Origin of the sequence: Glaciimonas sp. PAMC28666 (assembly GCF_016917355.1) — a bacterium.
Taxonomy (GTDB): Bacteria; Pseudomonadota; Gammaproteobacteria; order Burkholderiales; family Burkholderiaceae_D; genus Glaciimonas.
The window spans coordinates 3,745,925-3,758,683 of record NZ_CP070304.1 but is presented as its reverse complement, the minus strand read 5'-3'; the positions used below and the strand labels follow the sequence as shown (position 1 = coordinate 3,758,683).

Annotated in this window: 8 protein-coding genes; 6 read left to right on the top strand and 2 right to left on the bottom strand. The window is 52.1% G+C overall.

Going from position 1 to position 12,759, the window contains the following annotated elements; all coding sequences use genetic code 11:
• Positions 1 to 583: 583 nt before the first annotated feature.
• The 3 genes from JQN73_RS15975 to JQN73_RS15965 all read left to right on the top strand — a co-directional run bounded on the left by JQN73_RS15975 (position 584) and on the right by JQN73_RS15965 (position 3,942).
• Positions 584 to 1,678 (top strand): DUF3466 family protein, encoded by a 1,095-nt coding sequence (locus JQN73_RS15975; protein WP_205319827.1) that lies wholly within the window; start codon positions 584 to 586, stop codon positions 1,676 to 1,678.
• 276 nt (positions 1,679 to 1,954) lie between these two features.
• Entirely contained in the window at positions 1,955 to 3,175 is a 1,221-nt protein-coding gene (locus JQN73_RS15970; protein ID WP_205319826.1) for a sorbosone dehydrogenase family protein, read from the top strand.
• 80 nt (positions 3,176 to 3,255) lie between these two features.
• Positions 3,256 to 3,942, top strand: coding sequence for a cytochrome c (locus JQN73_RS15965; protein ID WP_205319825.1), 687 nt, complete (start codon positions 3,256 to 3,258; stop codon positions 3,940 to 3,942).
• Between the two features lie 98 nt (positions 3,943 to 4,040).
• Here JQN73_RS15965 and JQN73_RS15960 read toward each other — a convergent pair whose 3' ends face one another.
• Entirely contained in the window at positions 4,041 to 5,573 is a 1,533-nt protein-coding gene (locus JQN73_RS15960; protein ID WP_205319824.1) for an MmgE/PrpD family protein, read from the bottom strand.
• A 196-nt stretch (positions 5,574 to 5,769) separates the two neighbouring features.
• On the bottom strand, positions 5,770 to 6,807 hold the full coding sequence (locus JQN73_RS15955) for a nucleoside hydrolase (protein WP_205319823.1): 1,038 nt from the start codon (positions 6,805 to 6,807) through the stop codon (positions 5,770 to 5,772).
• Positions 6,808 to 7,171: 364 nt separating this feature from the next.
• Between JQN73_RS15955 and JQN73_RS15950 the strand changes: the two genes are divergently transcribed.
• The 3 genes from JQN73_RS15950 (at position 7,172) to JQN73_RS15940 (ending at position 12,718) form a co-directional block, all read left to right on the top strand.
• Positions 7,172 to 8,188: a diguanylate cyclase gene (locus JQN73_RS15950; RefSeq protein WP_240162292.1), complete on the top strand. Its 1,017-nt coding sequence runs from the start codon at positions 7,172 to 7,174 to the stop codon at positions 8,186 to 8,188.
• A 384-nt stretch (positions 8,189 to 8,572) separates the two neighbouring features.
• A complete protein-coding gene (locus JQN73_RS15945; RefSeq protein WP_370551248.1) occupies positions 8,573 to 10,300 on the top strand; it encodes a tannase/feruloyl esterase family alpha/beta hydrolase in 1,728 nt (575 codons plus the stop codon).
• 636 nt (positions 10,301 to 10,936) lie between these two features.
• Entirely contained in the window at positions 10,937 to 12,718 is a 1,782-nt protein-coding gene (locus JQN73_RS15940) for a ShlB/FhaC/HecB family hemolysin secretion/activation protein (RefSeq protein WP_205319821.1), read from the top strand.
• Positions 12,719 to 12,759 lie beyond the last annotated feature (41 nt).

The following is a 12,759-nucleotide window of genomic DNA, read 5'->3' as shown; positions in this document are numbered from 1 at the left end:
TGTTTTTACAGTAACAGCTTTAAAACATGACGCCACGCATTCAGGCCAAACTTAGGGGATTTTCTATAGTTCCTGTGCCTATTTATTGCACTGTTTCTATACGAAATCGCTAGAATTTCAAGCCGTATACCGAGCCATCAAAAGGGAAAAGTTGATGCGTTATAAGCTGACGGCGACGAAGTGTGTGTATTCGTAACATGATGGCGTGCAAACAATGTGAATTGCGGTGGTGCCGCGCGCGTAGTCCATACGATTTGTCGTAAAAAAACAAAAAAATGGGAAAAAATAGGAACTCGTAGAAATACCAACGGGCAATTATTATTATAATAATATGAATTTATTTGCAGTCGGATGTGTATTACTTTGCTCTGCGACGCGTTGAGCGTTCTTTTTGACCCTGCATTCTATTCCGGGTCAAGAAGATGATAGCGATACCATCGCGAAGAGAATTGTCGAGTTTCCATATCGGAAAGAGTGGTGGTTCTCAACACATCAAGCCAACATCTAATCAAAAGAACGAGCACCCAGTCGGCTGGTAATCGAGATAATGCTGCTGTTGAATTCGTGCAAAAAAACAAAGCATATGAACGATAAAAAACTGAAACTTAGTGCAATCGCTGAAGTAGGTCTGTCCGAAAATAACAATCAGTTCAACGGCCTGAATAATTTAATTTTCTTAGAAGCTGCGGGCTCTGCGCTTGCGCTTAATAATTTTGGTGTAGTTGCAGGATATGCTGAGGTTGCGACCCGGTGGAAAGATGGCACACTCACCTGTTTGCGTAATTTGGGGGGTAGTCACGGCCGCGCCATGGCCATCAATAATGCCGGGGACGTCGCTGGTTACGCTCAATTGCACGGAAATATGGCAAGCCACGCGACTGTATGGCGGGAAGATTCATCGATAGACCTCGGTACGCTAGGGGGAAATTTCAGCGCTGCCCTGGCAATCAACGATATCGGTCAGGTGGCCGGATACGCCTACCTGCCTGGGGATGCAGTTAATCACGCAACCGTATGGGATGGAACGCGCACCATCGATCTGGGCACCCTGGGAGGATCCTACAGCTACGCAACCGGTATCAACAATTCAGGCCTGGTCACGGGAGTGGCTTATACCCCGGGCGATCAGGCCAGCCACGCGACGATGTGGAATGGCAACGAAGCAATCGACCTCGGCACCTTAGGGGGCAATGCCAGTCAGGCACTGGCTATCAACGACTATGGCCAGATAGCCGGCGTTTCCCATCTGGCAAATGATGCGCAACATGCCACTTTATGGCATAAAACTGGTGCGATTGATCTGGGCGCGTTGAGCGGAAACTTCAGCACCGCTCTCGCCATCAATAACGCCAACCAGATTGTCGGGTACTCCACAACCGCTGCCGGTGCCAGTCGCGCTACCTTATGGCTAACCGGTAAGCTTATCGATCTCAACACCTTGATGAGCCCACAGGACATTAACGCTGGATGGGTCCTACAAAAAGCCACCGGGATCAACGACAATGGACAAATTGTCGGGACTGCCCGCAACACCAAATCTGGCCGTAGAGAAGCATTTTTGCTCTCCGCGAATATTGCCCCGGAATCAGCTGGATTGTCGCGACTTTTATCAGGAATAGCGCGCTTATATTTTATTCCCCGCCGCCTGAAATCTGTCAACACGGACCGCGATAGCTGATCCAGCGATCTCCCGGGCGCTGTGTCAACCCGCAGTGACGACAGAGAGTCATGTTCATGGCTTTAAAATCACATTAAAACCACTTTTAAATTTACATATTCGTCAGTAATTATCAGTACTCATCAGTATACTGACATGGTTTTTTCTTAATAATAGTGCTGTCAGGTATTGTTATCTAGTAAATAATAATGGGTGTTTTTTCAAAATAACGATAGTTGATCGTGTGCAAACAATAAAAGACCTTATAAAAAAACCAGCGTTACCCAGGAGGAAGACATGTCAATTCGTAATAAATTATTATTAGTCTCGTTACTCACAAGTGTCGGGGCTGCCGTCTTTGCGCAGACATCGCCTGCTCCGGCAGCAGCGCCTGCATGGGCCCAAGGTATGCCAGCGGATCTGGCAAATTCAACCTTACATCCGATCGCGTCAATCTTGATCGGACGCAGCGCCAGCGAGCTTCCGATAGAAAAACTAAAAGTTCCGCCCGGCTTCAAAGTTGAGGTTTGGGCAGATGGTATCCCGGACGCACGTTCCCTTGCGCTTGGTACTAAAGGGACCGTCTTCGTCAGCAATCGTGGGCTAAGCAATGTTTACGCCGTGATCGATCATGATGGAAAGCGTGAAGTAAAAACCATCCTCAAAGGGCTGAACTCACCGAACGGACTAGCGTTTGCCGACGGCACGCTGTATGTAGCGGAACGCGAACGCATCGTTGCCTATGCGGGGATCGAGGACAATCTCGACAATCCCCCGGCACCACGGGTAATCGTCGATGGCCTGCCCGAGCAGCCAGGGCACTTCTGGAAAGTTCTGACGACAGGTCCCGACGGCAAACTGTATTTCAATATTGGCTCGCCGCAGAACATTACTATGCCGAATTATATACAGGCAGCAATCTTGCGGGTTGATCCAAAAACCGGAGTTGTGGAAGATGTTGCGCGCGGTGTGCGCAACAGCGTCGGTATGGCGTTTAATCCGCGTACGAAAAAGCTATGGTTTACTTCCAATGCACGCGACTGGATGGGTAACCAGGGACCGGAAGACGTTCTCGAAACTGTCACCAAAGTAGGAGAACATTTTGGCTTTCCGTTCTGCCACCAGGGAACGATCCTCGATCCGACCTATGGCAAGAACCGTTCATGCGCCGAATTTACCCCGCCGTCGATGTTGTTGGGCGCCCACGTAGCACCATTGGGAATGCGTTTCTACACGGGTAAAAGTTTTCCTGCGGCGTATCGTAACGACATGTTTATCGCGCTGCACGGCTCGTGGAACCGGGAAGAGAAGCAAGGCTACCGAGTGGACCGCGTGCACACTGATGCCAAGGGCCATCTTGTAAAGGAAGTTTTTCTTGACGGATTCATGACTGATGCACGTGCCGATCCACCGATGTGGGGTCGTCCAGTTGACGTGCTTGTCATGAATGATGGCGCACTTCTGGTTTCCGACGATTATAACGGCGTCGTATATCGGGTCAGTTACGTCGGTAAATAACGATTCCAAGCCAAAGCCTCAAAAATTGATGCATCGTAACTGGTGCATCACCACTGCAACAAAGAAATGAGACTTCACAAATGAAATCTGACCTATGCAGGCGACCCACCTCGCGTGCTGTAGTGAAGCGGTTCCGTCAAAAGTTGTGGATGCGCGCCGCGTGGTTGGCGGCGTGCATGCTGGCGACAAGCAGCGGGACGACGATGGCGCAGGAACTCGCTGTTCCTCTAAAAGCGCAGGTCTGTGCCAGCTGCCACGGCGTTGGCGGTAATTCGCACATTGCTGCCATTCCGAATATTGCCGGGCAGCCCAAGCAGTTCCTGGTTGCTGCCCTGTATATGTTCCGCGAAGGCAAACGCAAAAATGACATGATGTCACCAATGGCAGCGGGGCTCAGTAATGCCGATCTGAATGAGCTGGCGACCTACTTTTCGAGTCAGAAGCAGGAACAGCCAACGGTGGTATTGACCGCGCAACAAATTAGCGCCGGGGCGGCCTTGACGCAACAGAATCATTGCATTGCGTGCCACGCGCGGGATTTGGGCGGCCAACAGCATATACCTCGTCTGGCCGGACAGCATTATGACTATATCAAAGCGCAACTGACGAGTTTTCACGCCAGCACCCGTTACGACATGGACGGCGTCATGACCTCAGCCGCCCAGGCTCTGTCGGAAAACGATATTGAAACTTTGGCAGTGTACGTATCCGGTCTCACAAGCATCGCACCGATAGCTGCGACGCCCGCACCGCCTCCGAGCAAATAAACGCGCATCGAAAGCAGGCCTTGAAATCAGCAACGCCGTCGGCTAATTGGCCGGGCGCTGCTGATGCCAACGCTGAGTACGATGTTAAGGATGTGCTATCAGACCACCTTTGCCCCGGTCTGTGCAATGATATTAGCGGACGGCTGCTGTTCAATGTTCCAGCACAGGTTCATCAGACTATCAGATTGTGCTTTCGGTAAAATGCCATCGACCAGATCGCTGAATTTGGTCTCTAGCTGCTGGTCTGTCATCGGCACTTGAGTGCTACCGATAGCGTGCTCGATAAAGCGATGCAATCGACGTCCATCCTTAAGAACGATCGTCATGTCGACCTGCTCCGACTTGATTGCCGGATCGATGGTAGCGCTCACGCGGTCGCGTAATGCGATCGTCGCGGGATCGCGCACCGCGGCATCGCTGTATTGTTTTTCACCTGCTGCGCCAGCAACAACTGCCACCGCTACTGAATGATAAATGCTGAACTTGCCTTCCAGTCCGATCTGCGGCGTCTTCTTTCCGGTCAATTCAATCACCAGCGGATGAACCCGTAATTCTATGTGGTCAATCTGCTCTGCCGTCAGATGGTATTGATTGCGCAACTGGATTGCCGCATCGATCGCCGGATGGATCACGATACCGCAGGCAAATGGCTTATAGGTATTCAATGACGCCTCGTAATGTGTCCCCAGCCCTTCGGTAATTTCGCGATAATCCTGCTTGGTGCTGATCGTGTTGGCCCATCCGCGCTTGGCTTCTATCATCCCGTCGGAACTGGTGTAATTTTGCGCTGCCAGAATGGCTGCGAATAAACCATTGCTGGCCGCCCGACCTGGATTAAAACTTTTGTTCATGGAGCCGAACGATTCCCGCAGACCAACCGGCTGGGATGCTGCCAGTCCCAACGCCCAAACCATTTGCTGCTCGCTCAGTCCAAGTAACTTTCCAGCGGCGGCAGCAGCGCCGAAAACGCCAGCCGTCCCGGTAATGTGCCAACCAACGTCGTAGTGATTCGGGTAGACCGCGTTACCGATACGCAGTTCTGTCTCTACACCGAGAATCAATGCATTCATGAAATCCCGACCCGATACCGGCCGATATTCGGACAACGCCAATATGGCAGAAATCACCGGGCCGCCAGGATGGATAATGGTCTTCAGATGCGTATCGTCATAGTCGAAAATATGGCTGCTCACGCCGTTCACGAACGCCGCGTTCATAATATCGAAGCGTTCTTTGCGGCCCAGCAACGTAGCTTGCCGAGGACCGGAAAACGGACCCAGCGCGGCCACCGCGCATTCCACTGTTTCGTGATGGGAGCCACCCACCGCCACACCAACCCAATTCAGCAAGGTGCGGGCACCTTCCTTGCGCACGCCGACAGGTAAATCTTCATAGCGTGCCCCGACAATATATTTTGCAAGTATCCGCGTTACCTTAGGTACGGCGGCCGGTGCCGCGGCGGCCGGTGCCGCGGCGGCCGGTGCCGCTACTGCTGGCGAAGCGGCCGCAGCCGCAGCAGCGAAAGCGGCAGGTGGTGTTCCATTCGATTGTGCCATGCTACTCCCGCTCGAAGTCACGGCTGCAACGGCAGCGCTGACTTTCAAAAATTTACGGCGATCCAGATTACTCATAATACTATCTCCTGCTTTTATAATTATTTGTGAGGCCGGTAAGACCCCGACCAAAGGCAGGCACTAGTATCGTCGAAAATTGCCTTTTTTGTAAGGCGCTACATCGTCGAAAGTACTGGAAATCTGGAATACAGAGACGAGTAAGGCATTATGAGTAAGGCGCGACGGCCATCCACGCCCTGCTTCATCACCATTTTCATTTCAGGCGTGCAAGTCTGGCCGTAAGTAAATCGAAAAAACCCTGGGCATCACCGTTTTCCACCCAAAATACGTTCTTGCTTTGATTCAGTGTGTCATACCAATCAGCCACAGTTTGACCGAAGCCAATGCCTTCGCGGCTATCAATGTCAACGTGGATTTGCTTGCCGCTGAACAGCTCCGGCTTCAGCAACCAGGCGATCACACTGGCATCGTGCACCGGGCCGCCAGGCAAGCCGTAATGCACCATATCTGCCGTAACGTAGGCATTCAGAATATCGCTGACCAGCTTGCCAGCTTGATTATGTAACCCGGCGATCTGACTCAACCGCTGGGGGCTAGTCAAAATCTTGTGTGTGACGTCGAGCGGTATGTAAGTTAATTTAACACCACTGGCCAATACCACTTGCGCGGCCTGCGGATCAGCGAAGATGTTGAATTCTGCAACGGGCGTAATATTCCCGCCGTTGAAGTGCGCCCCGCCCATCACCACGACCTCTTTAATTCCTTGGATGATCTCAGGTGCTTGCACCAGCGCGAGCGCGAGGTTGGTCTCCGGCCCGAGCATCGCGATAGTAATGCCATGAGGCTTCGCTTTGCTTAATGTATCGATCAGATACTGGACGGCGTTACCATTGGCTAATCCTTGTTTCGGTTCATGCACGGCTACGCCAGGCAAGCCTTCTTTACCGTGAATGTTCTCCGCGTAGATCGGTGACCGCACCAGCGGTTTTGGCGCCCCGGCATATACGGGGACCTCTTCCCGCCCAGCCCACTCTCGCGCCAGTCGGGCATTCCGCGAGGTCTTATCCAGGCGCACGTTACCTGCTACCGTGGTGATGGCCAGCACATTCAATTCCTGCGGCGAAGCCAGCGCAAGCAGCAACGCCACCACGTCGTCAGCACCCGGATCGGTATCGATGATGAGATCGCGCTTTTCAGCTGCCTGAGCGGCGGTCAGGCCGAGTAAAGACAGCAGTAATAAACCTCGCACAAACCGCCCTAAGTAACTGAAGTAACGACTGAAACGACGCATATAATAATCCCTTGTTTCCTGGTTAACAATCCGTCCGAAAATTCGCAAGTGCAGCACAGCGCCTCGGCCCGCAAATATTTCTCTACGGCATTATTTTACTGCAAGGTTGCGCCGTCACGGTGCAGTTTTCGGAACGTGGCATCATTCATAGGCAAGCATCGCAAAGGGCCTCTCAAAAGGCCCAGCTGGAACGCCATTCGGATGAAGCGTTTTCTTGAAAGTCTGCTCAAGCCCAAGTGTAGAGAAATCTTACATTTGATTGCTTTGGAATGCATATTTGTATTATATTTTGACAGGCCTGCTGTAGAGGCGCGAAGACAAAAAGTTAACGACTTATGCGATTAACTTGATCCACCGAGACGCTATGAAAAATAAAAATTCCAAAGAACAAAATCCAATGATTTCCAAGGTGAACGAGGAAGAACGCAGCTTTGCCATCCGTCTCATGCAACATCTGGTGGTCCCCACCTTTGTGTTAGATCCGGAGTGCAAGGTGGTTATCTGGAACATGGCTTGCGAACGCCTTACCGGTATTCCTGCTTCCGAAATGATCGGTACATCCGATCATTGGCGCGGTTTCTATTCCACCCAACGCCCTTGTCTTGCCGATCTGATCATTCATGAGCGCACGCGGGATGTAAACGACCTTTACGTCTGGAACAAAAATATCGAAAAAGTACCGAATGGACTTTATGCGGAAAACTGGTGTGTGATGCCACAGCTCGGCACCCGCCGCTATCTGGCTATCGATGCCGGTCCGATCTACGATGAGACCGGACGCTTGATATCGGTTGTCGAAACCCTGCGCGACATCACATTACAAAAGGAAGCACAAAGTGCGCTTCAAGACCTCGCGGCTAAAGACGGGCTAACCGGGATTGCAAACAGGCGCAGTTTCGATCAGGCATTAGCAACTCAATGGCAGCGCGCAATGCGAGAAACCCATCCGCTGACGCTGCTGATGGTCGACGTCGATCATTTTAAGCAATATAACGACACCTATGGGCATCTGGCCGGGGATGAGTGTCTTAAGCGCATCGCCTCCGCCATGGCCAACACGCCACTAAGGGCCTATGATCTGGTAGCACGCTATGGGGGCGAAGAATTCGCGATCATCCTGCCAGAAGTTACTGCCGCAGGCGCGCAAGCGGTGGCCGAACGCATCCGTGCAGCGGTGGAACACCTGGGAATTCCGGACACAACTTCTGAAGCAGGCGTTGTAACAATCAGTATTGGTGCTGCTACGGCGAATGCGCTCATAGGTAGCACACCGACGCAGCTTGTCGCCGCCGCTGATGCTGCTCTTTACCAGGCCAAGCATGCCGGACGTAATCGTGTCGTCACAGTAAATTTCGGCACTCCACAAGATCCCGTCAGATGACGCTTGCTGAAGAAAGATTTACCGTTTAAATAACAATCCCAAAGACCAAACCAAACCGGGGCCTGAACCAGGTTCCCCCGTCGTTTATATCAAGGGGCATATCTGCGTAATCATCTCCCCCACTCGGATACATCCTCAAACAGTTTAAATCTGTCATGCAGGAGCCGTAGCGCATTCAGCACTTCAGCACTTCAATTCGGCACTTTGAGGTGCACTTAATCGGTAAAGGTTTGCTGTGCTCTGGCCACCGAAATGGCATTCAAAATTATGATCGTTTTAGCCACAATTGCATTATGATCAAGCATCGCGGCCGCTGAAGCGTTCGTCGCACAGGATGCTTCGGCGCGGTATAAAAAATAAAACTTCCAGAGACGGCATACCAAAATGCACATGAACAAATCTTTTGCACGACTCCTGGCGCTAGCCGGCGTCGCAAGTATCAGTATCACGGGATGCGCCGGCGGCAAGAATGATCGCCCGTCGCCCTCGGCTCAGATGGCCATGACCTGCGACCAGCTAAACGGTATGACAATCCCCGCTACCGCGCTTGGTTTGCCTACCACCGGCGCCAAAGTGACCAGCACCGTTATCATGCCCGCAGTCGGAATCGGGCCTGCCGCAGTAGGAGAGTATTGTAAAGTTTTGGGTGCCATCAGTCCCTTGGATAACCACGCCCCCAACATTCAGTTCCAGGTCAATCTTCCCACCAATTGGAACAGCAAAGCCATGATGTTTGCAGGCGGGGGATATAACGGAACGATTGCGCAAGGAACTGGCAACGTTCCTGCGGGGCCGATAGACCAGCAAGTGCCGCTAGGACGCGGTTATGCGACCTTTGGCAGCGATTCCGGACACCAGGCCAATGCCAATGGCAGCCGGGACGGAACGTTCGGGCTGAACGATGAGGCACTCAGAAATTTTTCCGGTGATGCCTTGAAGAAAACCCATGACACCGCAATCGCCATCATTACTGCCCGCTATGCCGCCCCTGTTCAGAAGACCTATTTTGCGGGCGGATCCACCGGCGGCCGTGAGGCTTTGATCGCGGTACAAAACTGGCCCGCCGACTACGACGGCGCCATCGTTTTATATCCGGCCTGGAATGCAGCCAGCCTCGATCTGCAATTCGGACGGATCACCCGGCAACTCGCTCAGCCCGGAGCCTATCCGAGCCGCGCCAAGCGTAAAGTCCTGTACGACGCTGCTCTCGAAACCTGTGACATGCTGGACGGCGTGCGCGACGGCCTGATAAGTAATCAGACAGCCTGCAACGCGCGCTTCGATCCGGCGACAGCGACGTTGAACGGCGTGCCAGTCAGGTGCAGCGGCGGCGCTGACACCGGCGATAGCTGTCTGTCCGATGCGCAGATCGCCTCTTACAAGACTATCGATACGCCACTCGTGTTGAATTACCGCTTGGCCAGTGGTGAATCAAGCTATCCGGGTTTTAATACATGGGGAACGGATTTCGGGATTCCGGGCAACAGTGTGCTTCAACCAACGGTGCTTACCCTATCCCTCGGCACCCGGCAGCCAGCTAACCCGATGCCACCGATCACGACGACCTCGAGCCCACCTTACGGCAGTACGTTCTGGGATCAATGGGTGAAATATTTTGTGACGCGTGATGCGCAATACAATTCACTTACGCTTGATCCACAAAACCCCGGCGCGTTGCAAGACCGCATTGTGGAACTTACCGGCATTCAGGATCTGACTAAAACTGACCTGTCAGCTTTCCAAAGCAAAGGCGGTAAAATCCTGATGGCGCATGGCATACATGACGCGCTGGTCAGTACCAGGGCCACTGAACAATACTTTAACCGCGTCCGTCACACGATGGGGGCAGATAAAGTTGACGGCTTTATGCGTTTTTACGAGATTCCTGGCTACGGGCACGCGTTTAGCAGCGTCTTCAATGCGGCATGGGATTCGCTTACGACGCTTGAAAACTGGGTAGAAAAGGGAATCGCGCCAGCCAATCAGATCGTCGCTGATACGGCCGGCGTTCCGGGCCGCACCCGGCCTTTGTGCGTTTATCCCAGCTGGCCGCAATATAAAGGCAGCGGCGATATTAATGTGGCACAAAGCTTCACCTGCTCCAATCAATAGCAATAAAGACCGGTAGCGTGCGATCACAATTTTCTTGTGCGGTCAGGGATAACCGAAGTCATCTTGAACAATGGGTCGTATCAGGCGACGATCGGGTCAGTTGCTATTTGAACTGCACCCCAAGAGTTGATATAGAACTTTTGGGATGTAGTTCATATTTTAGAGGGACTTGGGCACATCAAAGCATTTAAGCATTTAAGCGCCGATTATTCGCTGCCAGGAGCGAAGCGCGCAGACACCATCGGCGGGCAAAAGCCAGCGCCAATCGGTATTTGTTGACTCAACCATGCAAGGCGAAAAATATTGACGCCTATCCGTCTCTCTGCGCGTTGTTCGCAGCCTCGTCTCTGCCCATACCGCCGCTGACTAAGAAGCGCTGCGTCCGCGAAATCCACAGTTAAAGAGCCAAGCCTCGCATCAATCAATTTATGCTGCAACAGGCGGTTAATTGATCGCTTACGACACTGCGCCTGTGCATGTCCTGTTTATATTCCATCACCCAACCTGCAATTTCGTACTACTCCACATCCGAACATAAGCAATTTACCTAACCGTCAGCGTCTGGACCGTTTATTTCAGTATTTTTGAGACATAGTTGTCCTTTACAAATTCAGCCAGCAAACAGGCTTTCGAAGCATGACAAGCCGACTTTTTTTTAGTGGTAAGACTGCGCATGCGGTCGTTGTTGCACAACTTATTATTTCATTCATTTTATCCGCCGGATTTTTTTCCGACGCGCACAGCCAAGCCCTACAAACGCCCGCCAGCGAAGAACAGCGTCAACGCAGCCGGAACCAGACCCTGGAGCGCGCGCGTCAATTGCAAGCTCCGAATGTCGCATTGCCAATACCTGGCGTTGCTGGAAATATCGACGACATCAATACATGGACACTCCCAAAGGAGTCTTCCTGTTTTGAGATACACCAATTTATCCTGACAGTCCCATTGCAGCTCTCGGTGGCCGCCCGGGCGGCGGGCGCAAGTAACCTGGCTTTCGATCCTTTTCGTTTTGCGCAAGACTATCTGAATCAATACAGCGGTCAATGTGTTGGACAAAGAGGGATTAACATCATCGTGCAGCGCTTGACTAATCACATTATGCGAAAGGGCTACAGCACTACGCGCATTGGCATTCCCGGGCAGGATTTATCAAAGGGCGAATTGACACTCAGCCTGATACCCGGTGTCATCCGTGCCATTCGTTATACCGACTCTGCATTGCACGGCACGCCACGGAATGCATTTCCGAGCGGTGCTGGTCAATTGCTCAATTTGAACGATCTCGAGCAAGGGTTAGAACAGCTAAAACGCGTGCCTAATCAAGATGTCGATATGCAGATCGTCCCGACCGATGCACTTGGCGAGAGCGATGTGATGCTAGAAGTCAGACGCTCCAAACCATTTACCCTGGCAGCGAATTTTGATAACAGCGGCGCAAAAGGCACAGGGCAATATCAAAGCGGTTTGAATCTAGGTCTCAATAATATACTGGGCGTTTCCGACATCCTCAATCTGGGCATCAGTTCAGATACTGATCGTCAAGGTGATAACCGCGGAACAGGCGGGCATAGTTTTTACTACGCAGTACCGATAGGGTATTGGAATTATGCACTTTCTGCCAGTGACTACACCTATCACCAAAAGATAGCGGGCAATAGCGAAGACTATATCTCCAGTGGCAAATCGAACAATCTGGAATTTAAAGTTGCACAACAATTCCAGCGCGGCCCATCGCAAAAAAATAGCTGGCACTTCAAGGTCGGCAAACGTTGGAGCCATACCTTAATCGATGATGTCGAGATTGGTGTACAGAAGCGTAATACCTCCTTGGTAGAACTTGCCTGGGACCATACGCAATACATCGGCAATGCGCAGCTTGATGTCACACTAGCCAGTCGCTGGGGATCATCTGCCTTTGGTGGCATGGGTAACCCTGAAGGCCGTTCTTCTGAATATCCGACGTTCATGTACGCCATGCAAACGATCGACGCGACGCTGGTTGCACCATTCCAGATTGCGTCGCAGCCGCTCACCTACATAGCCACCTTCCGCGGGCAAAACACGCGCTCACCGCTCTATACCACGGAGCAATTTTCTATCGGTGGGCGCTACACCGTGCGCGGCTTCGATGGTGAGTTGACCTTGACCGGAGAGCGAGGGTTCTATTTGCAAAACGCACTCAATGTACCCATTCCCAACATCGCTCAGTCCGTTTATGTCGCCATTGATTTCGGCAAAGTTTATGGCCCCTCGGTGCAGTATCTGGTCGGTGACACCCTGGCTGGCGCAACGGTGGGCTTACGTGGTGGTTACCAAGGTTTTACCTACGACGTATTTTCTGGATGGTCTTTGTATAAGCCGGCGCAATTTAAAACGGCCACACCGGCACTGGGTTTTAACGTGACCTATCAGTACTGAAAGAAGTAACAGAGGTAACAGAGGTAACAGAGAGTCCAAAT

Coding starts and splice junctions, on each gene's coding strand:
- JQN73_RS15960 (WP_205319824.1), bottom strand. CDS start 5,573: ATGAGTAATCTGGATCGCCGTAAATTTTTGAAAGTCAGCGCTGCCGTT.
- JQN73_RS15970 (WP_205319826.1), top strand. CDS start 1,955: ATGTCAATTCGTAATAAATTATTATTAGTCTCGTTACTCACAAGTGTC.
- JQN73_RS15950 (WP_240162292.1), top strand. CDS start 7,172: ATGAAAAATAAAAATTCCAAAGAACAAAATCCAATGATTTCCAAGGTG.
- JQN73_RS15945 (WP_370551248.1), top strand. CDS start 8,573: ATGCACATGAACAAATCTTTTGCACGACTCCTGGCGCTAGCCGGCGTC.
- JQN73_RS15940 (WP_205319821.1), top strand. CDS start 10,937: ATGACAAGCCGACTTTTTTTTAGTGGTAAGACTGCGCATGCGGTCGTT.
- JQN73_RS15965 (WP_205319825.1), top strand. CDS start 3,256: ATGAAATCTGACCTATGCAGGCGACCCACCTCGCGTGCTGTAGTGAAG.
- JQN73_RS15955 (WP_205319823.1), bottom strand. CDS start 6,807: ATGCGTCGTTTCAGTCGTTACTTCAGTTACTTAGGGCGGTTTGTGCGA.
- JQN73_RS15975 (WP_205319827.1), top strand. CDS start 584: ATGAACGATAAAAAACTGAAACTTAGTGCAATCGCTGAAGTAGGTCTG.